This is a genomic window from Bacillus sp. FSL W8-0223, from assembly GCF_038006805.1.
GTDB lineage: Bacteria > Bacillota > Bacilli > Bacillales > DSM-4216 > Bacillus_O > Bacillus_O smithii.
In genome coordinates this window covers 216,483-242,591 of the sequence record NZ_JBBOVX010000001.1, presented here as the reverse complement: position 1 = coordinate 242,591, position 26,109 = coordinate 216,483, and the positions used below count along the sequence as shown (strand labels likewise).

Annotated in this window: 22 protein-coding genes; 7 read left to right on the top strand and 15 right to left on the bottom strand. The window is 40.0% G+C overall.

Annotated features, from left to right (window positions below; all coding sequences use genetic code 11):
* Nucleotides 1-150 precede the first annotated feature (150 nt).
* Nucleotides 151-240 carry a putative holin-like toxin gene (locus NST81_RS01210; RefSeq protein WP_244878026.1) on the bottom strand — a complete coding sequence of 30 codons (90 nt, stop codon included), beginning with the start codon at nucleotides 238-240 and terminating at the stop codon, nucleotides 151-153.
* Nucleotides 241-840: 600 nt separating this feature from the next.
* Here NST81_RS01210 and NST81_RS01205 point away from each other — a divergent pair.
* Together NST81_RS01205 and NST81_RS01200 are read left to right on the top strand one after the other, a co-directional pair.
* Entirely contained in the window at nucleotides 841-1,998 is a 1,158-nt protein-coding gene (locus NST81_RS01205) for a DUF2515 domain-containing protein (protein WP_445662317.1), read from the top strand.
* Nucleotides 1,931-2,392, top strand: a complete 462-nt coding sequence (locus NST81_RS01200; RefSeq protein ID WP_341027811.1) for a CBO0543 family protein — start codon at nucleotides 1,931-1,933, stop codon at nucleotides 2,390-2,392. Before NST81_RS01205 ends, NST81_RS01200 begins: the two co-directional genes overlap by 68 nt.
* 169 nt (nucleotides 2,393-2,561) lie before the next feature.
* Here NST81_RS01200 and NST81_RS01195 read toward each other — a convergent pair whose 3' ends face one another.
* The 7 genes from NST81_RS01195 to NST81_RS01165 all read right to left on the bottom strand — a co-directional run bounded on the left by NST81_RS01195 (nucleotide 2,562) and on the right by NST81_RS01165 (nucleotide 12,358).
* Nucleotides 2,562-3,335: a polysaccharide deacetylase family protein gene (locus tag NST81_RS01195; RefSeq protein ID WP_048622438.1), complete on the bottom strand. Its 774-nt coding sequence runs from the start codon at nucleotides 3,333-3,335 to the stop codon at nucleotides 2,562-2,564.
* A gap of 665 nt (nucleotides 3,336-4,000) precedes the next feature.
* Nucleotides 4,001-5,056: an alpha/beta fold hydrolase gene (locus NST81_RS01190; protein ID WP_341027808.1), complete on the bottom strand. Its 1,056-nt coding sequence runs from the start codon at nucleotides 5,054-5,056 to the stop codon at nucleotides 4,001-4,003.
* Between the two features lie 211 nt (nucleotides 5,057-5,267).
* Nucleotides 5,268-6,620, bottom strand: a complete 1,353-nt coding sequence (locus NST81_RS01185; RefSeq protein WP_341027807.1) for a dihydrolipoamide acetyltransferase family protein — start codon at nucleotides 6,618-6,620, stop codon at nucleotides 5,268-5,270.
* A gap of 27 nt (nucleotides 6,621-6,647) precedes the next feature.
* Nucleotides 6,648-7,667 (bottom strand): alpha-ketoacid dehydrogenase subunit beta, encoded by a 1,020-nt coding sequence (locus NST81_RS01180; RefSeq protein ID WP_048622435.1) that lies wholly within the window; start codon nucleotides 7,665-7,667, stop codon nucleotides 6,648-6,650.
* 26 nt (nucleotides 7,668-7,693) lie between these two features.
* The gene (locus NST81_RS01175; RefSeq protein ID WP_003353065.1) at nucleotides 7,694-8,680 is read right to left on the bottom strand and encodes a thiamine pyrophosphate-dependent dehydrogenase E1 component subunit alpha; all 987 of its coding nucleotides are present in this window, start codon (nucleotides 8,678-8,680) and stop codon (nucleotides 7,694-7,696) included.
* 247 nt (nucleotides 8,681-8,927) lie between these two features.
* The gene (locus NST81_RS01170) at nucleotides 8,928-10,856 is read right to left on the bottom strand and encodes a sigma-54-dependent Fis family transcriptional regulator (protein WP_341027804.1); all 1,929 of its coding nucleotides are present in this window, start codon (nucleotides 10,854-10,856) and stop codon (nucleotides 8,928-8,930) included.
* A 680-nt stretch (nucleotides 10,857-11,536) separates the two neighbouring features.
* The gene (locus NST81_RS01165; RefSeq protein WP_341027801.1) at nucleotides 11,537-12,358 is read right to left on the bottom strand and encodes a GGDEF domain-containing protein; all 822 of its coding nucleotides are present in this window, start codon (nucleotides 12,356-12,358) and stop codon (nucleotides 11,537-11,539) included.
* Nucleotides 12,359-13,080: 722 nt separating this feature from the next.
* Here NST81_RS01165 and NST81_RS01160 point away from each other — a divergent pair.
* Nucleotides 13,081-13,419 (top strand): helix-turn-helix domain-containing protein, encoded by a 339-nt coding sequence (locus NST81_RS01160; protein WP_003353068.1) that lies wholly within the window; start codon nucleotides 13,081-13,083, stop codon nucleotides 13,417-13,419.
* A gap of 133 nt (nucleotides 13,420-13,552) precedes the next feature.
* Here the strand turns inward: NST81_RS01160 and NST81_RS01155 are convergent, their stop codons facing one another.
* Nucleotides 13,553-13,756: a hypothetical protein gene (locus NST81_RS01155; protein ID WP_327796746.1), complete on the bottom strand. Its 204-nt coding sequence runs from the start codon at nucleotides 13,754-13,756 to the stop codon at nucleotides 13,553-13,555.
* 522 nt (nucleotides 13,757-14,278) lie between these two features.
* Nucleotides 14,279-15,640, bottom strand: a complete 1,362-nt coding sequence (locus tag NST81_RS01150) for an IS1182 family transposase (protein WP_341027798.1) — start codon at nucleotides 15,638-15,640, stop codon at nucleotides 14,279-14,281.
* Nucleotides 15,641-15,907: 267 nt separating this feature from the next.
* On the opposite strand from NST81_RS01150, the gene NST81_RS01145 reads away from it, so the two are divergent.
* The 4 genes from NST81_RS01145 to NST81_RS01130 all read left to right on the top strand — a co-directional run bounded on the left by NST81_RS01145 (nucleotide 15,908) and on the right by NST81_RS01130 (nucleotide 21,003).
* Nucleotides 15,908-18,241, top strand: coding sequence for a xanthine dehydrogenase family protein molybdopterin-binding subunit (locus NST81_RS01145; RefSeq protein ID WP_341027795.1), 2,334 nt, complete (start codon nucleotides 15,908-15,910; stop codon nucleotides 18,239-18,241).
* A complete protein-coding gene (locus NST81_RS01140; protein WP_341027794.1) occupies nucleotides 18,228-19,073 on the top strand; it encodes an FAD binding domain-containing protein in 846 nt (281 codons plus the stop codon). Before NST81_RS01145 ends, NST81_RS01140 begins: the two co-directional genes overlap by 14 nt.
* A complete protein-coding gene (locus NST81_RS01135; RefSeq protein WP_341027792.1) occupies nucleotides 19,063-19,551 on the top strand; it encodes a (2Fe-2S)-binding protein in 489 nt (162 codons plus the stop codon). Before NST81_RS01140 ends, NST81_RS01135 begins: the two co-directional genes overlap by 11 nt.
* Nucleotides 19,552-19,815: 264 nt before the next feature.
* Nucleotides 19,816-21,003, top strand: coding sequence for a carbon-nitrogen hydrolase family protein (locus NST81_RS01130; protein WP_341027791.1), 1,188 nt, complete (start codon nucleotides 19,816-19,818; stop codon nucleotides 21,001-21,003).
* A 383-nt stretch (nucleotides 21,004-21,386) separates the two neighbouring features.
* On the opposite strand, the gene NST81_RS01125 is transcribed toward NST81_RS01130, so the two are convergent.
* From NST81_RS01125 to NST81_RS01105, 5 genes are all read right to left on the bottom strand, one after another.
* Nucleotides 21,387-22,139: a MerR family transcriptional regulator gene (locus tag NST81_RS01125; protein WP_048622425.1), complete on the bottom strand. Its 753-nt coding sequence runs from the start codon at nucleotides 22,137-22,139 to the stop codon at nucleotides 21,387-21,389.
* 236 nt (nucleotides 22,140-22,375) lie between these two features.
* On the bottom strand, nucleotides 22,376-23,395 hold the full coding sequence (locus NST81_RS01120; RefSeq protein ID WP_341027789.1) for a C40 family peptidase: 1,020 nt from the start codon (nucleotides 23,393-23,395) through the stop codon (nucleotides 22,376-22,378).
* A gap of 18 nt (nucleotides 23,396-23,413) precedes the next feature.
* Entirely contained in the window at nucleotides 23,414-24,472 is a 1,059-nt protein-coding gene (locus NST81_RS01115; protein ID WP_048622423.1) for a dipeptide epimerase, read from the bottom strand.
* Between the two features lie 35 nt (nucleotides 24,473-24,507).
* Entirely contained in the window at nucleotides 24,508-25,674 is a 1,167-nt protein-coding gene (locus tag NST81_RS01110) for a DUF819 family protein (protein ID WP_048622422.1), read from the bottom strand.
* Nucleotides 25,675-25,740: 66 nt separating this feature from the next.
* Entirely contained in the window at nucleotides 25,741-26,067 is a 327-nt protein-coding gene (locus NST81_RS01105; RefSeq protein WP_341027786.1) for a DUF3870 domain-containing protein, read from the bottom strand.
* Between the last annotated feature and the right edge of the window lie 42 nt (nucleotides 26,068-26,109).

Sequence of the window (26,109 nt, the reverse complement as noted above, 5' to 3'; positions counted from 1 at the left end):
TTTTATGATTATAATAAAATGGAATAGCATAAAATAAAAAAGGACATTGGCGGTCACCAATGCCCTAACATACACAGCTTACTGCAAGAAGTGCAGTGGCCCTCGTATTTGCGGATATGACCCACCCTTACTTAGGCTCGGCAGGGTGGGTTACTTTTTGTCTTTCGACACAGAAATGACGGCAACGATTAAGGCCGCAAACGAAATCATTAACGTCAACGCATCGGAAACCGTCATCATCAGTGATACCCCCCTTTCTTCAAGGGAGTAATCACTGCCCACCCTGCATGCAGCTGTACAAGTTTATTATATCTTACATAATTTCCAATTTTTTATTTTTAATCCAAATGATGTAAACTTTCCCCATGGCTGGATTCCGGAAAAACAATAAAAACGCTCTAACCTAAATCACTAAGAACTGCATTTCAAATACCCTTTCACGGGAAAGCTAAACATCCTTATCCGTGTATTGACAACGATGACTTAAAAAATGATCTTCGTTCTTGTTTTGGTCCTGCCCTCCCATTTTGCGATGAACGTTTTTCGCCTGATCTACGCTTCCTACCCTTCTGCCCACTCAGTTACGTTTCTTAATTCCCGTTTGCCTTATTTCTTTATTTTCGAATCTTACCGGCTGTGCTTTCATAAAGTCTTCATCATTTATTTTCAAAGCACGTAATAAGATGATCATATACACATCTCGTTTCCATTGGTATGACCTCTTTAGATTATCTATTTTCCATGTATTCAAGACTCAGTGGACTTCGTTTGGAACACTAAACGTCACACTTGCCATCCCTTTCATTTAACAAAATGTTTTGTTGAGGGAGGGGAGACATTTTGGGGCTGATAAAGAAAAAGAAAAAACGGAATACACCCCCATTTCTTCTTGAAATCAATGAGGAGTTAAAGAAAAAGGGCAAAGGTTTCAAAATGGCCGCGGTAAATGAAGCTGATTTAACGATAGAGGAAAGAAAACTCATCCAACAAATACTCATCCAAACCGAAATCAAAAATCAAAACAATATCACCAGAACGAAAAGCTACTTGGATGTTTATTTGCGTCATCCGGAAATTCATTGGGCGTTTTTGGGACATATGGTTTCCAGAAACGGCGGCTGGAATATGACTGACTTAAAAGGAGATCTCTTGTCCCATTTATTGACGGAACAGGAACAACAATTTTTCTTTTCCTTTTTGGAACGTGGAAATTGGCTTATTTTTCAAGATATATACCCGCAGTTTTTGCTTTATGAAGAAAGTATAAAAAGAAATAAACCGCTTTTTTCCCTTCTCCCTTTTTTTCATGTCTCTACTTTTATGGAAACGATCTGGAACCACTTTTGGAAATATCGTGACCCTTATATTCTCGCCATTGCTCTTGTCATAAATGAACAAAGCTATTTAGAAAAGCGAGTCATTCAAAATGCCCTTTTTCAAAAAAACGTCTTTCATACAATAGAGTTTAAGCTTCAAGATTTTCTTCGATTAAACCATATTTTGTTTCCTTACTATAAAGAAAATGAGAAGCGAAGTATCGGTCTTATGGGGCAAACATTGCAACGTTTCGATTATCTTCATGAACGGATTTTATTAGGAAAACGGTTATATTCCTTGCTTTTTTATAATAAAGAGGGGGTAGACACGTTCATTCGTTGGGCCGTTTCTTGCCCTCACACTGGATCTCGCAAAGATTACTGGCCCCACCTATTTCATGACGTTCGTGAATCGATTCCGGGCCGGCCCTATCGACGCCGTATGAAAAACGGCCAAATACAAAAAGGGGTCCCTCGAATCTATAGTCCAAGATTAGAGTACGCATGGAAAAACGTTTCACATGAGAAAGCAGACATTGGAGATTGGTTCTATGACTGGACGATTACGGATTATTTCAACAAGCTAGATGAAGAAATAAACGGGGAGATTGCCGATGAATATTGTGAGACGATCGAAAAAATGGAACTTGCGGTTATCGCGAAAAAAGCCATTTTCCGTTAAAAGCAAAACCATTGCTGCCTATATTTTGACCGCTTTGTTCGCCTCATGGATAGGAACTTATTTGGATCTTTATTTTGTCGGAAACGAGTGGTACAGCTTTCCGTTAAGACCCTATTCAGCCATTTTCACCATCAACATTGTATTTACTCTTATCGGCTTGCCCATTTTCACCTTTTGTTTTCTATATTTTATGGATAAGTTAAACATTTGGAAAAAAGGGGCTTTTATCATCATGGCAAGTCTAGCAATGTCATTTGTTGAAAAACAATCAGAAGCATTCGGGTGGTTTGTTCATCATAATCAATGGAAACATTCCTATTCTTTTTTTGGATATGGTCTTTTTATGATCATCGTTTGGAAGTTCTTTCGATGGATGAATTCAATCATGAGTTAAATAATAAAATGTCTTTTCAAAAATAATGGTTTTGTGGCTCTCTTCCGCATGTAATCTTTATAACAGTACACTATTAGAAAAGGTTTGCAGTCGAGAGCCGTGGACATGAATTTTGCTTTAATAAAATTTGAGTGCGGATTAGCGACGTTTCCGTCCTCCGACTCATTCTTTACCCTGGCGTCCAGTCGAGATATCTGTATTTCGGATGCATTTGTAGTAATTCTGATACGGTCACAAATTTATATCCTCTTTTTTGAAGTTCCGGTAAAATTTTTTTTAGTGCTTCAATTGTTTGACGACGGTCTCCGCCGTTATCATGAAATAAGACAATATCCCCATTTCGGGCGTTAGATAAAACCTTTTTTACAATATTATGAACGCCCGGTTTTTTCCAATCATACGTATCTTGATGCCATGACCACATCACAACCGTATAACCTTCTTGGTTCGAAACATTAATAATGGTTTCATTGTAATAACCTCCTGGCGGGCGAAACAATTTAGGAGAATATCCAGTCAGTTGCGTAATCGTTTGTTTTGTTTTTCTTAATTCATTTCTAATTTCTTCCTCGTTCAGCCCCCTAAAAACGGAATGATGGTATGTATGGTTCGCTAATTCATGTCCATCCAAAATTTCTCGTTTCACTACATCAGGATGAGCTTTTACACAGGTCCCCACCACAAAAAAAGTTGCTTTGGCGTGATATTGTTTTAAAATATCCAGAATTTGCGGAGTATATTTTGAACTAGGTCCATCATCGAATGTCAATGCAATGACTTTCTGTTTGGTCGGTATTTCCCAAATGGCTTTTCCGTGTTCTTCGTAAAACTTTCGGCCTCTATTCAAATCGTTCGCTTTTACGAAAACTGTACAAATAAACGACAGAGCAACCGAACAACCTATAATCAAGATACACCATAGGACGAACTTTTTGTTGATCATCAAGCAACAACACCTTTTGTGTAAATTCGTTGTTTAGGTTAGTATGTTTCAAAATCATGTCTGCAAGAATGATTCTTCCATTGTTGTTTTTCACATCCATTCAAATGGAAAAAATTCAATCGACGTTTACATACGATGCCAACAAAGAATGGAACTCTCTCCCAATTCACATCTGTCAAAAGCGGAGCAATATCTATGGACTTAGACCCTTCAACAAGAAACGTTGAACAGAAGGGAGTTGAAACAAACGAAATAACACCGGACAGCAAGACTCATGTTTATACGAACAGACGGTTCATGGAAAACAAATGGAATGATAACAGGTTTTACACTTTCAGATAATGGAAACGTTCTTTCGTTCGCTATTCACATCACGCATCTTTTACTCATTTTTCGTCTCCCTTATTTTGTCCAGATGATTAATTTTTATCGAAAACAGATTATGCCAAAGCAAACTGGACAAGCATTGTTGCCCTACATTGACAGAAGTGCATTTCATTAACGAGTCATTTTTATTCCATTCCTTTATTCAAACAGTTTTTTTTTGAGAGAGAGGTGGTTTCCCCTGACCTTTACATCAGAAAGAACCAGAGCCGGTTTTGCTCTGGTTCTTCGACTTTCATCCATCTTATATAATCTTGTTAAAATCCGCTCTGCATCCGTTCTCAAACGGGTGTAGACAAAAGGTCCTTCAGCTGGGCATCGATGTAATTTTTGTCTTCTTCAAAAAATCCCATCATGGTGAAGTGTCCCCACAAGCTTGGAATGACTCGCAGTTCGCTGTTAGGAATCATCTCTTGTTCGGCTTTGCAGTCTCGGACAGGGAAGAACATGTCTTCTTCAAACGGCATAACATATACTTTCGCTTGAATCCGTTCTAAAGCCGCTTTTAAGTCTCCGCCGGTGTTGCGGCTCACGTCTCCCCGCTGCCATTTCCAAGCCATACACAACAAATTGTTTGGATCCATCGGCAAAAACCAATTGTCCCAGTATCCTACCAAAAAGTCGTCCAAAGAGGAGAAGCCGAGACGACGCCACTGTTCCTGCTTGTAAAACTCGGTACATAGCCCCATCACTGCCCAAATTCGGGAGTGGCGGCGCAAACCACGGTGGACTTGTTGATGATCTTCATACCATCCGTCTTGAAATGCAGGGTCAGAAGTGATTGCCTCGATTAAAGTTTCGGTAAAAAGAAAATCATGAGGTGTATTTTTAGCCGTCCCGCCAATCGGAGCCGCTCGCTTCACCATTTCCGGATACCGCACCGCCCATTCATAGGTCTGCTGAGCCCCCATGGACCAACCGACCACCAACTGCAAAGTGTTGATTCCGAATTTTTCGGTGACCAGTTTATGTTGAGCCCGGACATCATCGCTGATCCTCACCTTTGGAAAGGCACCCCTGCCGAATGGAAACGGAGTATTGTGAGGTGAACTGGATAAACCATTGCCAAGCTGATTCGGTAGAATAATGAAATATTTGCTTGGATCTAACGCCATCCCCTCTCCAATATAAATTTCCATCGCCTTGTGGGTTCCGGAATACATGTGGGGAAACAGAATCGCATTATCCTTCGCTTCATTCAGCTTGCCGAACGTTTTGTAGGCCAGTTTACAGTCTCGAATAGTGCCTCCTTCTTCCAACTGAAAGTCTCCCAGTTCAAAGATTTCATATTCACCGTGAACTTCATGAGTATAATAAGCGTTTTCAATCGTTTTCAAAAGTGACGCCCCCTTTGTTTATTCAATATAAAAAAGAAATGCTGCTGAAAAACCGTGAAAAATTTTAGTTGTTTCATAGATGAAAAGATATATGTCTCCCTTTCAATGAGCATGAAGAACAACAGCCCACTAAACCTTTGTGAAAATGTCATTCCGCTGTTTCTGTTTTTATTGATGAAACTTCAATTTTCTAGAACTACGAATGAAGTATTTACTGAACAAATAACAAATCCGGTTCGCTTAAATATTTTTTCAGTTCATTTAAAGCTTTTTGTGCTAAAACGCCGTCGATCAGGCGATGGTCGTAGCTGAGGGACAAAGCCATCATCGATGCAATGTCAATCGAATCATGAACTACAATCGGTTTTTTCTCCACTCTGCCAATGCCTAAAATGCATGATTCCGGATGATTGATAATTGGAGTAAACCAAGAACCGTCTACCGATCCGATATTGGATATTGTGCAAGTGGCTCCTGTCATTTCATCAGCTTTGATCGATCCATCTCTTGCTTTTTTCGCAAGTTCTTGGATTTCTTTAGCGATTTGGAACAACGACTTTTTGTCTGCATGTCGAATGACCGGAACGACAAGACCATGATCGGTGTCCGCTGCAAAACCAATATGGTATTCATCCTTCAAAATGATTTCATCGCGTTCATCGTCCAACGAAGCATTAAGCATCGGATATTTTTTAAGAACGGCCGTTAATGCTTTAACTGTGTAAGCTAAATACGTCAATTTGATGCCTTCTTCTTCCGCAAACGGTTTTACCCTTTGGCGGTGAGACACAAGCTTTGTGACATCGGCCTCGTCGAAATGAGTGACATGCGGGATGACGGATTTCGAATGAACCATGGCTTTTGCGATCACTTTTCGTATGCCGGAAAGCGGTATTCTTTGCTGGCCTTGCGGGATGGCTTCCTCTTTCGTTGTTTCCTTGCCGGCCGCCGCTTCCTGTTCCGCCTCTGCCTGTTGTAATTTTCGATTGGCTAAGACCGCTTCAATATCACTTTTTATGATTCTTCCGTTTGGCCCGCTCGGAGTCACTTCCTCAAGGTTCACATTGTGTTCTCTGGCAAATTTGCGTACAGACGGAGCCGCGATAAAGAATCGGTTGGACGGCTTTTCATCGGTGCTTTTTTGTACTGCGTTCCTAATATCTTCTTCCGTGACTTTACCGTTCGGACCGGTGGGCGTGACAAGACGCCAATCCACTCCAAGATCTTTCGCCAACTTTTTGACGCGCGGAGTCGCTTTTTTCTCTACATGAACGTCTTGTAGAGACTTTTGCTGTTCCTCTGTTGAATCAGACTGAACCGTTTCTTCGACGGTTTCAATGATGGCCAATATATCCCCGATGGCGGCAGTGTCTCCTCTTTTTTTCCTGATTTCTTTTATAATCCCTGACTCCGGAGCTTGAATTTCCGAAACGGCTTTTTCGGTTTGAACTTCCACGATCGTATCGTCTTTTTTGACTTCATCCCCTTCTGAAACATGCCAAAAGGTGATCAAACTTTCATCATGAGTATCGGATAGTCGAGGCAATTGAACTGAGATTGACATGGCTACCTCCTGTATGGAAAATCCATTTTATTCATTTACTAGCTTGATGGCTTCGTGAAAAATTTTATCGGCATTTGGCAAAACAAATTGTTCAAGCGGGCGGCTGTATGGAATGGGCACATCCGGAACGGCCAATCTTTTGACTGGTGCATCCAAATCATATAAACCGTCTTCTGCCGCAATGGCTGCAATTTCTGAAGTCATGCCATATGATAAATAATCTTCATCAACGACCAATAAGCGATGTGTCTTTTTAAGCGACTGAAGAATCGTTTCGCGATCTAAAGGTACGAGCGAACGCAAATCGATGACTTCTGCCTGAATTCCTTGCTGCTCCAACTTTTTCGCTGCTTCTAAAGCGTGATGAACCGTCATTTGAATGCCCACAATTGTGATGTCGGTTCCTTCTCTTACCACTTTGGCTTTGCCGATCGGAACTGTATACGCTTCTTCCGGGACATGTCCGACGGATGCGTCCAATTGATCCATCCAGCCCAGTCCTTGCAATGTTTTATGAAACATAAAGACGACCGGATTATCGTCCCGGATGGCGGAAATCATCAAGCCTTTCAAGTCATACGGAGTCGAAGGCGCCACCACTTTCATTCCCGGCAGATGGGCAAAAGTGGCGTATAAGGTTTGGGAATGCTGAGCAGCATCGTTGTATCCTCCGCCGACACCGGTCATCAGCACCATCGGAAGCTTGATTCGACCGCCTGACATATACGGAATTTTGGCCATATGGTTATAAATTTGGTCCATACAAACACCAAAGAAATCGACGAACATTAATTCAACGATCGGCCGCATTCCATCTGCAGCAGCTCCAACGGCCGCTCCGATAAAAGCGGTTTCAGAAATCGGTGTATCCATGATTCTTTCAGGACCAAACTTTTGAAATAATCCTTCCGTTGCTCCAAATATCCCTCCGTATGCGCCCACGTCCTCTCCCATCACAAACACGTTCGGATCTCTTTCCAACTCTAACCGAATCGCTTCTGCCACTGCTTTATTTCCTGATAACAAACGCTGTTTTGTTTTTTGCATTTTGGACCGCTCCTTTCTTTCCATCATTAGACAAATAAGTCTTTTAAAGCATCTTCCGGTTCAGGATATTCGCTTTCACGCGCGAATTGATAAGCAGCATCGACTTCTTGTTTCGCTCTTTGCTCCAATTCCGCCAGCTGCATGTCTTCTATTCCGTGTTCTGTCAATAAGATGGAGCGCATTCGGACAATCGGATCTTTTTCCCTCAGTAAAGTCACTTCGTTTTTATCTCTGTAAACTTCAGGATCTCCTTGGAAATGTCCTAAATAACGGTACGTTTCAATTTCAATGATGGCTGGTTCTCCATTTTTTCTTGCTTTTTCTACCACTTCTTTTGACACTTTATACATTTCGATCGGATCATTCTCTTCCACATAATATCCCTGAATTCCATAAGCGGCGGCTCTTATAGCGTTGGAGGAAACGGATGTGGATGATGACTTTGGAACAGAAATTCCGTATTGATTGTTTTCAATGACAACAATAAGAGGCAAATTCCACAATGCCGCCATATTTAATGACTCATGAAAAGCCCCTTGGTTGGCAGCTCCTTCCCCAATAAAAGCCACCGCTACGGAATCCGTTCCTTTTTTCTTCGCTGCAAGGGCCGCCCCCAATGCATGTGGAATGCCGGCTCCTACAATTCCTCCGCAAGAAAATTTCACATTCGGATCAAATAAATGCATGTGTCCGCCTTTGCCTTTTCCGAGCCCAGTTGCTTTTCCAAAAATTTCAGCTGTCATTCTATTCAAATCAACCCCTTTTGCGATGGCATGATGATGCGGACGATGTGGAGACGAAACAGTGTCTTCTTTTGTTAAATGAATACATATACCAACTGCGGCCGGTTCCTGCCCTGTTGCCAGATGCATTTCACCAGGTACAGGCCCTGCACCGATATTAAAGACAGGATTTTTTCCTTCGGCATAAGCTTCTGCCATTTTGTCCTCGTAATAACGAATCTTGTACATCGTTTCATACATCCAAATAAGATGTTCCCTGGAAATCGTCAACTCGCTCTCCTCCTTTGCGAAAATAAAACGCTTTCATTGTTTGATAGTGCAATAAATGTGCCAAAAAATAAGAAAAAAACGCATATTGTCGAAAAATCCGAATTTTTTATTATTTTCCCTGAAATTAATGGAAACGATTTTTTCTTGATATTCCGTTTTCACTCTTATTTTTCAAACAAAGTGTTCCAAAATGGAACACTTTGTTGCAACATATTGAAACAATTTGATACAAAATGAAACAGTCGCTTTAATAAGTAATGTGAAATTTTCTCATTTGTCTGTAAAACGTGCTTCTGGAAATGCCTAAATGCTTGGCTGCTTTTGTGACATTTCCATGAAATAGGCATAACGCCTGAAGAATGGCCTGTTTTTTTATATCCTCTTTATGCATGAACGACTTTTCTTCTTTTTGCCCGGAAAACAGATGGAACACTTCCTCCGGCAAATCTTTTGCCGATAAAACCGGCTTTGTCTGTCGATTTAACGTTCTTTCTATAATATTTTGCAATTCTCGTATGTTCCCCGGCCAATCGTATTGAAGTAGTGCTTGCAAAAAATCCGGTCTGATGTCCGGAAACGGCTTGTTTAATTTTTTGCTCAGTTTATCAATAAAATGGCGGATCAGAAGCGGGATGTCCTCTTTTCTTTCTCGTAAAGGCGGCAAGGTGATGGGCATGACATGGAGCCGAAAAAATAAATCTTCTCTAAAGCTCCCCTTTTGGACTTCCTCGCGAAGATTTTTGTTCGTAGCGGCGATAATTCGGACATCTACCGGTATGACTTTATGGCCGCCGATCCGCATCACTTCTTTTTCTTGGATAACCCGTAAAAGAAGAACCTGCATTTCCAAAGACATTTCTCCTATTTCATCTAAAAACAGAGTGCCGCCGTCGGCCAGTTCAAATTTTCCCGCACTTCCTCCTTTTTTGGCCCCGGTAAAAGCACCGTCGACATAGCCAAATAATTCACTGCCCAGAAGATCACGGGGAATTCCGCCACAGTTGATGGCAATGAACGGTTTGTTTCTTCGATCACTTTCATGATGAATGGCTTGTGCGAACATTTCTTTCCCCGTTCCGCTTTCTCCCAATATTAAAACGTTTGAATCCGTCTTGGCCGCTAATTTCGCTTCTTGAATTTTTTGAATAAAAAGGGGATGCTGCCCAATAATATCATCGAATGTAATTTTGGCTTGATTTCCGGATAAATGATTCACAAATTGACGCACTTTATGAATTTCTTTCATCATGATCATCGAACCGATCCATTGTTTGTCTTTATAAATGGGGATTTTATCAACCATAACATGATAGTTTTTTCTTGATGGCCGGACTGCAACATGCAGTTCTTCATTTTGAAGATAGATGGGACCATTGGAAACGATCGTTTGATTTGTAAAAAGTTCTTGGATCTTTTTTCCTTCCAAACCGGATGGGTCAAGATTCAGCAGTTTCTTCAGTTGTTCGTTCGCTTTAATAATGTTTCCTTCCGTGTCGGTGATAAGAATGCTTTCTTTCATATTGTTGGTGGTCGCTTCAAGAAATCTCTGCATCATAATATTTTTTTCCGCATTTTCATTCAATGCCATTTGATACTCTATCGCTTTAACCGCTGAAACGACCATTCCCAATGTGTGAGGGTGCACTTTTTCATAAGGACCGGATACATTTAATACGCCGATAATATTGCCTTTTGAATCATGGATCGGCGCAGCGGAACAAGTCCAAGATTGACAAATTTCGGAATAATGTTCCTCTGCAACAATTTGAATGGGCTGATCCATGACAATGGATGTGCCAATCGCATTGGTGCCGACGGATTGTTCGCTCCAATCGGCTCCTTCCACAAAACCGATTTGTTCAGCCATTAACAACGTGTCCGGGTCACCGATCGATTTTAACAGCTGACCTTTTTCGTTGCAAAGGATGACTAAAAAGCCGGAACCCTTTACGATGGAATAAAGCCCTTCCATTAACGGCATGGCCCAATCAATAAGAGATTGATATCGTTCGATTTCGATTTTTTTGATAGGACCGAACGCTTGAAAAGGGTTGACTTTCCATTTTTTTGATCGAATCCATGACTCTTTCACTATGGGAGAAAGTTCATCATCTAATTCATTTTCAAAAATAAAGCGCTTCCATAATTCTTTGACCCCTTCCCGCCGTATCTTCACCCGAAAACACCTCCGAAACTTTTAAAGAATGGGGACTGTCCATGAACCATCTGACGATTTCTTTTGCTTCTTTAATCAAAATTCCTGTCAGCGTTTCGAACGTGCCGTGTAAATCATTTGTTTTTTATATTGTACCATTGAAAACAGATTTCGTTAGAATTTTTCGAAAAAACGACAAAAAGAAGCATCATCTTCAGAAAAGATCAGTAAAAAACTGCCAATACCTATGTTTAGAAAAAAGCTGACTCGGTTGGAGCCAGCCTTTTCGACCATATTCGAGATCTTTTTTGCAGTTGACCGCACAAATGAACGAGTACTTTCTCTTTTTATTTTCTTCCATATACTGTTATAATTTATTTGCCATATTTTTAAAAAGGCAACATGTCTTTGTAGATTACATAATAATCGAATATTTCAAAAATACAGGATGCTTATTCTCCGGAAATGTTTTTCGACCAAATGAAAAGAAAAAGCCATTTCCTAATACTTTCTCATTCAGGAAACACGATTCTCACGTTTTGACCATATTTCTAACGTATTCTCAAAGAAATTTCGAGAAGTAAGACTATCCACTTTGGTCTACCTTCTGACCCGTCTTTTTACAGAAAAAAAAGATGGGAGATCATTTGACTACCCTTCCAAAGATCCCAAACTCAACATTTTTTCAAAATCATTCTTTTTTAAATGACAACCACTTTGTTGCGTCCCGTTTCTTTTGCTTGATACAAAGCCTGATCCGCTTTCTCCGTAAACTCTTTCAAGTCTTTCTCTTTGCTGTATTTTGAGACCCCCACACTGATCGTTACATATATCCGTTTGTCTTTATATACAAAGTCCGTCTCTTCCACTGTCTTTCGAATGCGCTCGGCGAGTTTAATGCCTTGTTCTAATGAACAATCCTGCAAAAAAATCAGAAACTCTTCTCCACCCGTTCGAACAAATATGTCAGATTCACGAATGATTTCCTTAACGACTCTACATACTTTTTTTAAGACCATATCTCCTGCATTGTGGCCAAATGTGTCGTTAATGGCTTTGAAATAGTCGATATCAAACAAGATCAACGTCATCGACTGTTCTTTGTTTGGAAACAAACTGCTCTTTTCCAAATTCAAATCTAAATATCTGCGATTATAAATTTTAGTGAGCGGGTCTGTTAATGCAAGATTTCCCAATTCCGCGATCATCTTTGCAGTTCTGATTTGAAAAAAAGAAGCCGTCATGAATATAATCCATTCCACTGCTCCTGTGATCATAAGATGAACCGCATCCCGAAATGAAGGTTGTAACGGATGAAATACAAATTCGGTTATCACCATTAAAATGAAGCTTGAAAATCCAACCGTTATGGCTGCTTTCCACGTTGGGCATAAGATGACGGTCGTAACAGCAGGGATCAAGATAAGCATCCATAACGATTCCAAAGACGAATAGTAATTCACCACCAAAACGATTGACAAAGACAACAAAATAAATGCATACATGAACTTTCGTTTTATCATTGTTCTTCCTTTAATCCAATTATTTTAAGCCCTTACCCTTTCTTTTATTAAGATTTTTGACTGTTTGGCATCGTCTTACAATAGTGACTGTCCGTAATGAACTTTCAATGATTTTGCAAAATGGTTCATTACATTAGCAATCCCCTTATTATTCCAGAAATTATTTTTTATACTTTGATCATTTTAAACCTATTGCTTCGATAAGAAAAGAAAAATTCTCTTGAGTTTTAGCGAAAATTAAAAAGAAGGGGGGCAAAAGAAGAAAAAATTCATCCATCATTTTATCCGTGACTTAATGAAGTCACGATCACAGAACAACTATAACCGTCTTTTCATTGGCGCCGTCATTTTCCCGCCCATCAAATTCAACTTCATATCCTTACACTTGCCCATTCATTAGACATCATTCCGACATTCTTCTCTTACAGCATCTCTATGCTGTCCTTAAAAGAATTCTGATTGTTTTGGGACCAAAATAAATTGCACCCATACCATCATTTGAAATTCCATTTTGGATCAAGATATTTAAGAACAAAATCATGGGTGGATATGCCTAAATTCTAATCATTTCGACGTCATTCGACATGGTTTCTACATAAAATAGGCATCTCGTCCCTTCCCAGAAAATACTATTTATAGTATATCATAATTTATTTTGAATATCTATGGTATCTTGGGAAGCTTAATGATTAAAGCTACAGTTACCTAAGAGGTGGTAAAATATGAGTGAATTGCCAAGGATTATTGGAGAGCGGATTCGAACTTTTCGAAAAGAAAAGGGATTGAGCCAGGAAGAATTAGCTGATATAGCCAATCTACACGCTACATATATAGGACAATTGGAAAGAGGTGAAAAGAATGCCACTCTGGAAAGCATCGAAAAGGTTGCTAAGGCTCTGGAGATTTCTTTAGAAGACCTCTTTCGTTCAATCCACCCAAATCCTAACTCTCAAGAATACACACTGTCCCAAATCATCACTCGCTTACAAACACAGAGCATTGAAAATCAAAAAATCTTTCTCCATTTGCTGGAAGTATTGCTTGAATGGAAAAATCGATGAAAAGTCATTCAATTCATAAGTATTCTTGATGATGGCGGAAGTTTCCATTCCGCCCTTTTTTATTTCAAAAATGACTATTTACATTTCACGAGGCATGCTCGTTACGTATAACGTTCCCTTGAAAACGTGGACGCTATAATTGAAGCAAAACCCACTTTAACCATGCCGGTATTTTCCATGATGATAACTGTTTTAGCATCAACGGAAACATTCGATAAAACTTGATCGAACCCCAAACAGCCAACATCATCCATATAAGAACAAACACCCCACCGACAAACCAGTTGGATGTTTTTTCGATGGATTCTCGTTCCTCCTGCCACTTGCCATCTTCCAACGCACCTGCTTGCCATCATTTTTAACGCAGGAACGATTCCAATAGGAACGATGATCAGATCATCTGTATACTAAAATCGGAATGAATATCAGGTATCAAGTAGCTAATACAGCACACGACGTTCTCTCCTTATCCGCCTCGCACTCTTTTTCCATCTTTCTATCATTTTGCTTCCCTCCACCCTCTCCCCCCGCCGAAAACTTGTTTAAAAAAATTCTGCATTCATTCTGTTGCTCTTATTTAAACATCCTGTTCCTTTCTCCCAGGCCAATTTATTCAATATTCCCTTTATACAACAAAAAAGTGTAAATAATCCATTTTATTACAACTAAACCGTCAGTCATTTAATGAAGCATTTGGAATAAAGAATAATCGTCTAAAATATATGTTTAAGTATATAGAAGATCCCTTACAGGGATATTTCAGAGTGTAGACAAAAGGCATCCGAATGTGCGCTTTCGGATGCCTTTTGTCACTTTTATGCTTTCAAATGTTTGGAATAGACCCCTCCAGGGGTCTATTTTATGTTATTGCTGGACTTTTCCATGTCCAGCAAGCCATCTTTTTCAAATTCATTGCAGCAAAAGTTAGCATCGCCTGCATGGACAATTTTTTTAAACCTCTTAAAGTTGTCCAACGCATACCATGCTTTTCCTTTGCATCAGCAAAAACACGTTCAATGGTTTCTTTCCGTCTTGCATAAATGCTCTTATTCTCTTGTGTATGCCGAAGATGATCAGCTTCCTCTAAATAAAATTCCCATACATGTCGCTGAATCAGTTTTTTATGCTCCTTACTTTGGGTGCACTTCGAAAGGAATGGACAATCTTTACACTGGACTGGATCAGAAAAATATTGACGATAGCCTTCCTTCGTCGTAGTTGCATATTTTAACACTTGTCCTTGCGGACAAAGATAACAATCGTAGTATTCATCGTAAACATACTCATGTTTTTTGAAATAACCATCCTTTGTACGAGGGCGAGTATAAGGTAAAGCAGGGGTCATATCATTTTCAAATATGTATTGGGCAACGGCGGGAGTTTTATATCCAGCGTCAGCAGCAACCACAGCCGGTTTTCCATGTTTTTCTATGACTTTTTCAAGAAGTGGCTCCAATACGGAACTGTCATGAATATTCCCTGGCGTTACAATAGCCCCCAAAACAAAGCCATTTCGATCCGCAGCAGCATGGAATGAGTAAGCAAACTGTTTTGTTCGCTCGTCTTTTACGTAGTAACCACTTTCCGGATCAGTGGTACTTTCTTTTATTTCTTTATATTCTTCTTTCCCAAATTTATCTGGAGGAAATGGCTTTTTTCCATGTGCTTCTCGATCAGCATTTATCTCATCTTGTAGACGTGCTTGATAGGCTTTCGTTTCTTTTCGAACCACTTTCTTCACAAATTTATGCTTATTCGCACTCGCTTTGACATGAGTAGAATCAATAAAGACATGCTCACTGCTTATCAGCTTCTTATCTGCAGCTTCTTTCAAAATGCGATAGAATATCTGTTCAAATAAGTCTGTATCCTTAAAGCGTCGCTCGTAGTTTTTCCCAAACGTTGAAAAGTGAGGTACCTTATCATAAAAACCAAATCCAAGAAACCAACGGTAAGCCAGATTCGTTTCGATTTCCTCTATAGTTTTTCGCATGGAACGAATACCGAAGGTATATTGGATGAAAGCCATTTTAATCAATACAACTGGATCAATACTTGGTCGACCTCTTTCCGATGAATACATGTCTTGAACAAGCGAATAGATAAATGAAAAATCAATAGCAGCGTCGATTTTACGAACCAAATGATCTGCAGGTACAAGTTGGTCTAAAGCTATCATTTCTATTTGATCACGATTCATCTGTGTATTTTTTGTTAGCACTTCATCCACCTCAATTCATTACGGTATCTTAATTATACAAAAAAAGACTGTCGGCAAATCCGATTTTTTCGGATTTGTCGACAGTCTGGAAGATCCCTTACAGGGATATTTTTTTAAATTGAAATGGGATGAGTTAAACCTTTTATTCCATTCCCCTTCCCCATTTTCCTGCAATAAAAAAAGATTGATCGGACGATTATCAAAACAGGTTCATATATTCAGAAATTCAATGACCGTCAATATTCAGAAGAAAGGTGGAAAAGCAAATTGAATATCATCGGTAAAAGCATTTACCGAAAAGAAGCCCTGGATAAAGTTTCAGGAAAAGCAAAATATACAGCGGATGAACAATCAACGGACATGTTGCATGTCAAAATGGTGATCAGTCCTTATGGCCACGCAAAAATAGAAAAAATTGATACGTCAGAAGCTCAAAAAGCGCCAGGTGTTCGAGCCATTCTAACCGGATCTCCCGAACTTCCGCTTATTGGTGAAGAGATACAAGACCGTCCTCCCATTGCTGTTGGAAAAGTCCGTTACTACGGAGAACCGGTAGCCCTCGTCGTTGCCGATCATCCGGTTTTGGCCAAGCGAGCAGCGGATTTAATAAAAATAACCTATAAACCTCTTCCAGTAGTTAATTCCCCATCCGAGGCACTGAAAAGCGATGCGCCCCTTGTACACGAAAAACTCGATACTTATCAGCGAACCCAAGGTGTTTATCCGGAACCAAATACGAATATCGCCAACCGAACCAAAATACGCAAAGGTAACATGGAAAAAGGCTGGCTGGAAAGCGATTTGATCGTTGAAGAAAATTTTTCATTTTCTCCATCCGATCATGCGGCGATGGAAACGAGATGTGCCATCGCCGAAATTCACCGTGACGGCTATGTGCATATCACTTCTTCCTCTCAAGCTCCCTTTATGATTAAAAAATGGATCAGCCGATATTTCAATATAGACCTCGGCAAAATTGTTGTAAATACTCCATTAGTAGGAGGGGCCTATGGCGGAAAAGCCTCCGTCCAATGGGAGATACTGGCATTTCTAGCTTCTAAAGCCACAGGAGGCAGGCGAGTAAAACTCATTTATTCACGAGAAGAAGATATATTAACGGCCCCATGCCATATAGGGCTCGATGCCCGCGTAAAACTCGGCTGCACCCGAGACGGATTACTGAAAGCCGCGGAGATTGTTTATTTATTTGATGGCGGTGCTTATTCTGATAAATCAACGGATATCAGCAGAGCCGGTGCCGTTGACTGTACAGGTCCTTATCATATTGAAAATGTATGGTGCGACTCTTTGTGCATGTATACCAATCATCCTTACGCCACAGCCTTCAGAGGATTTAGCCATTCCGAGGTATTATTTGCTTTTGAACGAACCATGGACATTCTGGCGGAGAAACTCGGGATGGACCCGCTTGAGTTGCGTCTAAAAAACGCTATACTTCCCGGACATAAAACACCCACTCAAGTCCTTCTTAATAACAGTAATCTAGGAAATTTGCCAAAATGCATTCACCGCCTAAAAGAATTAATAAATTGGGACGAAAAACCAATAATGGAAATCGATGAACGAAAAGTTCGCGTGAAAGGTGTCAGCTGTATTTGGAAAACGTCTACCATCGACCTCGATGCCAGTTCGGGCGTTATTTTAACGTTCAATCGAGATGGTAGCATAAACCTCATTTCTGGTGTGGTAGAGATTGGAACAGGCACGAAGACGATCTTGGCTCAAATTCTTGCTGAACGCATGAAAATGAGCATAGATCAAATTCATGTTCAAATGAAAGTTAATACACAAACGACTCCCGAACATTGGAAAACGGTTGCCAGCCGGGGGACATTTATGGCAGGACGGGCAGTTTTGGCAGCAGCTGACGATGCCATCCGACAGCTAAAAGAGATCGCTTCCTGTATTTTGAGATGTTCTGCTGAAGATCTTGAGGTTGGGTTTGGAAGAATATTTTTAAGAGATGATCCAAAAGTGGGCATTGATATAAAAGACGTGGCGTACGGCTATCAATATCCGAACGGAAATGCAATCGGAGGACAAGTGATCGGAAGAGGAAATTACATTTTAAGACATATGACTCATCTGGATCCTTATACGGGTGCAGGTCAGCCAGGTCCTGAATGGACGGTAGGGGCACAAGGAGTAGAAATTGAATTTGATAAAAAAGATTTTACCTATCGAGTGATCAAAGCGATTTCCGTGATTGATATCGGAAAAGTATTAAATGAAAAAGCAGCCAAAGGCCAAGTGATGGGCGCCATGAGCATGGGACTATCTTTTGCCGGCAGAGAAACATTTATTTTTGACCGCTATGGAAGAATTCAAAATTCTCAGCTTCGAACATATAGACCGATTCATTACGGCGAAAATCCAGAATATATAGTAGATTTTGTTGAAACTCCTCAGCTTGATGCTCCATATGGTGCACGCGGCATTGGGGAACATGGAATATTAGGTATGCCGGTAGCGCTAGCCAACAGTTTATCCGTTGCCGCTGGAGTCCAGCTCAATCAATTGCCGCTTGTCCCTGAATTCATTTGGAGAAGAAAGAAAGGGGTACAAAATGATTTCGTTTGACTTTGAATACTATAAGCCCTCCACGCTTAACGAAGCAGTTCAATTATTTTATACATTACAAATTCAAAAAAAGAGGCCGATCTACTTTTCAGGGGGAACGGAGATTATTACGCTCGGTAGATTGAATCTCGTCACTCCCGGAGCAGTGATCGACATTCATGACATTCCTGAATGCAAGGTGCTGCAGTTGGACGAATACCATCCTGTGATGGGAGCTGCACTCACTTTAACCGAAATAGAAAAAGCGAATGTGTTTCCATTGTTGAGCAAAACAGCCAGTGAAGTGGCTGATCATACAGCACGAAACAAGATTACTTTAGGAGGAAATATTTGCGGGAAAATTTTTTATCGTGAAGCGGTTTTGCCTTTTCTGCTAACGAATAGCCAAGTAGTGATTGCAGGTCCATCCGGAATAAAGCGTGTTCCTATACAAGATGTTTTTTACAAACAACTTCGCTTGCAAACAGGAGAGTTCCTTGTGCAAATCGTCACCAACCGGAATGATCTTTCAGTACCATCTGTCAGTATAAAAAAACGAAGGCAATGGGATACCGGCTATCCACTTGTGACCATTGCAGCGATGAAAACGAAAGAAGGTATACGGACAGCTTTTAGCGGATTATGTCCCTTTCCTTTTCGATCTAAACAAATAGAGGATGATTTAAATCAAACACAACTACCTCTCGAAACAAGAATCGAGCATGCCATTCATCATCTGCCAACCCCCATTCTTAATGATACAGAGGGGTCATCGGAATATCGGATATTCGTTTTCAAAAATACACTTCAAGAAATATTCACCGCGCTGGAGGGGGAGGAGCATGCACAATGATCATATGTTTCAAATAAGCGCTACTTTAGATGTGAATGGAGAAAAAAGAATGGCCACTTTTAGACCCGCGGATACACTGCTATATGTTCTCCGAAGTCAATTAGGATTAACGGGTGCAAAACCTGGATGTCTAAACGGAGATTGCGGGGCTTGTACGATTAATGTAGATGATATGCCAATGAAATCTTGTCTTATGCTGGCCATTGAGGTTGTTGGCAAAAAAATGACAACGATTGAAGGATTAGACGGCACGCCTATACAAAAAGCATTTGTTGAAAAGTTTGCTTTTCAATGCGGATACTGTACTCCAGGATTTATTATGAATTGTCATGCGCTATTGAAGCAGCACCCGGATGCAACCGATGAAATGATAAAAGAATGGCTTGAATCCAATATATGCAGATGTACAGGCTATCAAGAAATCGCAGAAGCCGTAAAGTCTGTATTGACTCGTTATCGAAGTAAAAATAATCCGTAAGATATTTGGCAGTGTAATGTTAAAAGTACGCACGGATAGAAAGATCGGTTAACACTGCTCCTTCGACACTTGCCATACACAGAAAGCCTAAGAGGCCAAAATAGAACGATGAAAAGCTAAATAAAAAGGGAGATACCCATCCTTTCTTTTTTTAATTCTAGTATCCTTTGTTAATAAATTGTAAATGTTCGAGTAACGAATTGACAATTCAGAATTTTCGGAATAGAATTGGGTTGATCCTAATATTTGAAGAAGGAGACAATTATGGGAAAAATTAGAAACGAAAAGTTGAACAAATCCGTTTTCGGAGGCCATGAAACAGTGCGTGTAGCGGCAGTACAAGCCCCTCAAATTGTATTCAACAAAGAAAAATCGATTGAAGTAGCCTGTAAAAGAATCAAAGAAGCAGGGGCGAACGGAGCGAAATTAGTAGCGTTCTCAGAAACCTATATTCCCGTCTTTCCCGCCTATTACAAAGCTGGTTACGCCAGCCAAATAGATGAATGGGCTGAGTGGAATATTGCCCTTCAAAACAACTCTGTTGCCATACCAAGTGAAGACACGGAAATCATCGGAAAAGCTTGTCGGGAAGCAGGGGTCTATTGTGTAATGGGAGTTAACGAAATCGATGATACGGATGGAGCACGCACATTATATAATTGTCAAATCCTTTTTGGTCCTGATGGCTCCATATTAGGACGTCACCGTAAATTAATGCCTACTTACACTGAAAGGACTTACTGGGGACGGGGCGACGGCAGTGATCTCAATGTGTATCAAACCGATATTGCACGAATCGGATCGCTTATTTGCTGGGAACACCATACGATTTTAGTAAGAGCGGCCCAAATGTTGATGGGCGAAGAATTCCATATCGCCAATTGGCCTGGAACTTGGACGTTCGGACAAAAGACCAATAACGGTGAAAGAAAAGGTCGAATATTCCATTCTACAACAGAACCTGGAGATCCTTGTGATTTGCAGTTTGCCATTCGAGAATACGCTTTTGAATCGGGAAGCTTTGTGATCAGTGTAGCCGGTTTGTTGAGAGAACAAGATTTTGAACCTGAACATAAACATTTCATTGATAGTCCAGAGATGGATTTTAGTTGGGCTGTAGGCGGAGCTGCCATTGTCAATCCATTTGGCGAATATATCGCCGGACCCGTTTATCACGATGATACGATTGTTTACGCCGATTGCCATGCCAATGAGATTAAGGCTGCAAAAGTAGTCTTTGACGGATTAGGTCATTATTCAAGACCTGATTCAGTTCAAATTTTATTGCATGACCATGAGCAAAAGAATCTTCTCCGCAGTTCAAAAGGACTTTCCTATCAAGATTTGAAAAATATTTCAGAAAGCACAGAAGTACCGCTTGAAAAACTAGAAAAAGTTCTTGAAAAGATTGAATCCAGACTAAGCAAACCAAAAACAGAAATAACGATTTAACCAATCGTTCCGGGAAAAAGAAGACAGCCATACCGGTCAGTTAATGATTCAGGTGCTGATGATTTGAAAAAATTCAGATTCGATAAATAGAAGCTTATTGCAAAGCCATTCTTTTTAAGAATATTTTCTGCGGTAATGGAATGGGCCTTCCAAAATGATTATCATACACCCACTTTTCTCATTCTTTACCCAGAAATATTCTTGCCTTTTGCTTATCATCTGGTTTTGTGAAATTAAAGGATAAACCCATTGAATTCCCAAATGAACGATATCCTTTTTCTCAATTTTTTTGGTTTATAACAAATCGGCTTTGAAGACATGATAAGTAATGCACACCATTATGAAATCTAATATTAGTAGACGGGTTCAAACAGAATCACCCATTATTTTTTGTTCTTATCTGCAAAAATGCGCATGGCATCACGCATAAATTCCGCAAGGCCTTCACCATACTGATCAATATTTTTCGTGAATCGTTCATCCTCGACATACAGCTGACCTAATCCTTTAAATACATCAAGTGTATAATATTGATTGAAGTGGTTGTTCAAAAAATCATGCCATTCTTTAATGGCCGCTTGTGCTTCTTCGGATTCTGGCGACTGATGACGGAGAGCCGCAAGTTTTTGATAAATCGATTCCATTTCTTGCGACAACGCTTTTTGTTCTTCTTTAGTCATGTTCCGCACTTTCGCATTCGCTCTATCCACCGCTTCATCGCCCCAACGTTTCCGCGCTTCCTCTTCGTATGGATGATGACGAAAGTCAAATCCTTCAAATTTTTCTTTGTTGGACATTTGTATTTCTCCTTTCATATGTTTAATCGTTTTCTCAATTGTGGCGATCATTTGATCAAGCCGCTCTCGTTTCTCCATCAACATTTGTCGTTGCAGCTCCAACGCTTCTTGCCGATCAAAAGAAGGATTATAAATGATGTCCTTAATTTTTTTTAATGGAAATCCTAGTTCTTTAAAAAATAAAATTTGCTGCAGTGTTTCAAGATTTTCATCCGAGTACAAGCGATATCCTGATTCGGTTGTCTCCTCTGGAACTAATAATCCGATTTCATCATAATAATGCAGCGTACGAACACTAATCCCCACTAAATCCGCTACTTCTTTCACTTTCATTCCCATCGACTTGCCTCCTTGCTACTCAATATAAAGTATCACGCAACGGGAGAGTCAACCAAAACTTCAATACTCCACCATGATTTGTTTTTCCGTTTATGAATCTTTTTCCAATGTAAACCAATTGATAAAATAAATTGAATGGCTATTATGCCATCATTTACAAAAAGATAAAATCATAAAAAAAGAATGGAAGCTTTTTTACTCCATTCAACACTTCCATTCTAAATTTTGAACGGTTTTTATGGCTCCGGAATATATCTTTTTGCTCCAGACAATTCGTCATAATAACCTGGTGTATGGACAGGAATTATTTCTACGTTCTTTTTAGAATTGGGAGAATGAATCATCATACCATTTCCGGCATACATCGCCACATGATGAACTTTCCCTTTCCCCTCATCGTATGCGAAGAATAGCAAATCACCCGGTTGTAATTCGTTTAATGGCACTGATTGACCATATTGTGCTTGTACGCTTGAATCTCTAGGTATTGTAATGCCATGAGATTGATAAATGGTAAAAGTAAATCCTGAACAATCAAATCCAAACCCACTCATGCCTGCCCATAAATAATGGAGGCCAAGAAATTTCTTCCCTGTATTCACTAACTCTTCACCCGTAGGCTTTGGTATGGCTTTTTCAGATTGATAAAAATGACTATCCGACTTAGAAATCCATGCATATTTTCCATTAGGCTGCAGAACTTTAAAGGCTTTCTTTGTTTCCGTGACATAAGGCAATCTTGTATTAAAACTAATTTCCATTCCTTTCTTTTTCAAGGAAGCATTTTGATAGAGAAAGGTCGTTGGCGATTCTACCATCACAAACGGTTTTTGTTCACTTCTTGCAAATTTCTTGTTATAAGTCAATTGATGAACAGACATCCATCCCGGATATCCAAGTTCATTTCGAGGGGTTGGTTGTCCCTCGACAGCCACTTTCACCCAGTCTCCGTTTCTTTCAAGAATCGTCACTTTATTTCCGTACAAAGCTTGGGTCTCCAGCATACCATCATCTGATAATTGCAGCTGCTCCTCTAAAGTCATAGAAGATGTCCATTTTCGCATGTCAACAGGATTAGTGGCAGAAGGTAAATCAACTGGCCGTAAAATATTGGGCGCCGTCCATAAGGTGGCGACTGACACATCAATATAGGCAGAATTTCCAACAACCGGGTCTTTTTCTTTCGCCTGTACAGTTTGACTAAATCCAACCGCTAATACAAATAAAATGACCAAATAAATCACGGCTCTTTTCATTTCTCCTCCCCCTTTTCACTAGGAAACGGTTCCAATGCCAGGTTTATTTGGTAATGTAATATTTTCCCCCTCGTATATTAAATATTGAGGTTCCGTGGATAACCAAAGCGGAGCATCCAAATCAAAATATTGAATATTTGGATGAGCAGCCGCTAAATGAGCTGCTGCTCCTACTGATTGAGGCGACTCTATCATACTTCCAATCATACAGGCTACTCCTGCTGCTTCGGCCATACTGGCTATTTTGATCGCCTCACTGATCCCACCGCATTTCATTAATTTTATGTTCAATAAATCTGCATAATGGCCGGATACAATTTTTAGAGCATCTCTTGCAGAAAAAACACTTTCATCCGCCATAATCGGAATATCTACCCGCTCCGTTACAAACTTTAGTCCTTCTAAATCCTGCGCCTTTACGGGTTGTTCGATAAATTCGATAGGAAAGTCTTCTTGTTGTAATTCGCGAATAAGCTTTACTGCCTGTTTTGGCGTCCATCCTTGATTGGCGTCTAATCTTAACTTAATATCATCTGAAACAGTCTTTATAATGGCTTTGATTCTTGCCATATCCAGCTTTGGATCTTCTCCGACTTTCAATTTTAAAATACGGAATCCTTCTTTCACCTTCTCCAACGCGGTTGCTGCCATGGCCTCTGGTTCATCAACACCGATGGTCATACACGTCTGAATAGGCTTTTGATCACCAAGGAACGAAAACAATGGTATATTCCATAATTTGCAATAAGCATCAAATAAAGCTATATCGGCTGCCGCTTTTGCGCTTGTATTTCCAACGCAGCATGCTTGTATTCGTTTTAGCGCCTCCTGAAAATGGAAAATATCCAATCCAATGAGCGCCTCACGAATAGGGCCATTTAAAGCAGCTTCAATGCTTTCAGTAGAATCACCCGTAATCACATATGTCGGAGATGCTTCCCCTCTCCCCTTTATTCCGTTATGGAGCGTAATTTCCACCTGAATACAATCTATCTCAACAGCTGTTCTTAAAGCGGTTTTAAAAGGGGTGTGCAATCTGGTCTTTTCGCGACTAATCTTCAAACTATCAATCCGCACAAAATCTCTTCCTTTCTATATGCCTGATGGTTCCATTAGATCATGGCCAAAACTTTCGCTACCAACATTCCAAAATACGTTCCTATAAAAGCACCCAATAAAGCCATAATCACCCCTATAGGAATTAACGCTCGATTGTATGCCGCGGCTAGCATCGGGGCAGAAGCCATCCCCCCAATATTGGCTAAGCTAGCGACTCCTAAAGTAAATAAGTCATATTTAAATAATTTACCTAATAAAAGCATGATTATAAGATGGATCAACATAATGAAAAATCCTGAAATGATATAAATTGGAGCTTGTGTTAAGTTTGAAAAATCGGAACGTGATGCGATCAATGCCACAACTATATAAAGCATCACATTCGATACATCCAAAATTCCAGGTATTTTGGCAACAGGAGTGACAGCTAAAATGAGGCCAACAACAGAAGCAATCATAATGGTCCAGCTCGTAGCGTTGATCACCGCTCCCACTTCCGGCAAGAGATTGCCTAAATAAGTGGACAAAGCAGAAACAAGCAAGCCAATTCCTAATAAGTACAATAAATGATGAAATTGCGTTCCTTGCGCGTCTTTTTCGTCAGTAGCAGCGACTTCATTAAAACCTTTTTGAATAAAACTCACATCAGCCTTTGTCCATCTGTTAAAAGAATCAGCAAATGGAACAAGCCAAAACATAAACATCACCCACACCGCATAATTAATCGTATCCATCATTAATGCATATCCAAAAATATTTTCAGGAACATTGAGAATTCCTTGAAGGGCCACCATATTGGCTGAACCACCCGTCCAACTACCCGACAAAGCACCAAATGCTTTCCAAGTATCAGCCACATAAAATGGCTTAAAGAGTGCATATACGATGACGAAACCTAAAAAAATACTGATAACGGCAACGACGAAACCTCCTAACATTCTAGGGCCTAATTTTGCTATACTTCGAATATCACATTTTAACAGCATGAGCATAAGCATCGCGGGCAATAATGCCCCTTTGACTTGATTGTAGACTCCATCAATCGACTCATTATTAGCAAAGACGCCAAACGTTTGCATGAGTGCTGCTCCAATATAAATCAGTACAATTCCCGGAATAAATTTCAAAATACGATTCCCTTTGAATCTTCTTTCAATACCAACCATAAGAGCCGCAAATGCAACCAACACACTTAAATACATAAAGCCGTCTTTGATCACCCATTTCGCCTCCTTAACAAAATAAAAACCAGCCCAACTTTTCGTCAGGCTGGATTTTGTCTAGGTTTATGTAGACAAAGCAGCTACAATTTGCTTATATTTTTTCTGCGCATCTTGAAAAGCAACGATAAGCGCCTTTTGTGAGGAACCAAAATAACGTTGACTAATTTCTTGTATTAATACAGGATCTTCTATATTTCTTCCGACAAAAATAGATTTAAGGAACTGCACGGTTAATCGAATGGTAGCGGAACATTCTACATCCACAATTTTTCCACTCGTACGATCTACCACTAATCCTATAAAATATTGATTAAAATGTTTCGTAATGGGGTTATTTAGAGGTGCCTTAGCATCCCCGATAATGTAAATGGTATCAGAATCATAATGCATTGGATCCTTCTCCTTAAAGCGCAATACAGGCAATACAAATGA

Excerpts from the sequence above, each read along its gene's own strand:
- NST81_RS01210 (WP_244878026.1), bottom strand. The coding sequence starts at position 240 with ATGATGACGGTTTCCGATGCGTTGACGTTAATGATTTCGTTTGCGGCC.
- NST81_RS01200 (WP_341027811.1), top strand. The coding sequence starts at position 1,931 with ATGAATATTGTGAGACGATCGAAAAAATGGAACTTGCGGTTATCGCGA.
- NST81_RS01130 (WP_341027791.1), top strand. The coding sequence starts at position 19,816 with ATGGGAAAAATTAGAAACGAAAAGTTGAACAAATCCGTTTTCGGAGGC.
- NST81_RS01135 (WP_341027792.1), top strand. The coding sequence starts at position 19,063 with ATGCACAATGATCATATGTTTCAAATAAGCGCTACTTTAGATGTGAAT.
- NST81_RS01120 (WP_341027789.1), bottom strand. The coding sequence starts at position 23,395 with ATGAAAAGAGCCGTGATTTATTTGGTCATTTTATTTGTATTAGCGGTT.
- NST81_RS01180 (WP_048622435.1), bottom strand. The coding sequence starts at position 7,667 with ATGCAAAAAACAAAACAGCGTTTGTTATCAGGAAATAAAGCAGTGGCA.
- NST81_RS01140 (WP_341027794.1), top strand. The coding sequence starts at position 18,228 with ATGATTTCGTTTGACTTTGAATACTATAAGCCCTCCACGCTTAACGAA.
- NST81_RS01165 (WP_341027801.1), bottom strand. The coding sequence starts at position 12,358 with ATGATAAAACGAAAGTTCATGTATGCATTTATTTTGTTGTCTTTGTCA.
- NST81_RS01195 (WP_048622438.1), bottom strand. The coding sequence starts at position 3,335 with ATGATCAACAAAAAGTTCGTCCTATGGTGTATCTTGATTATAGGTTGT.
- NST81_RS01185 (WP_341027807.1), bottom strand. The coding sequence starts at position 6,620 with ATGTCAATCTCAGTTCAATTGCCTCGACTATCCGATACTCATGATGAA.
- NST81_RS01125 (WP_048622425.1), bottom strand. The coding sequence starts at position 22,139 with ATGGGAATGAAAGTGAAAGAAGTAGCGGATTTAGTGGGGATTAGTGTT.
- NST81_RS01160 (WP_003353068.1), top strand. The coding sequence starts at position 13,081 with ATGAGTGAATTGCCAAGGATTATTGGAGAGCGGATTCGAACTTTTCGA.
- NST81_RS01105 (WP_341027786.1), bottom strand. The coding sequence starts at position 26,067 with ATGCATTATGATTCTGATACCATTTACATTATCGGGGATGCTAAGGCA.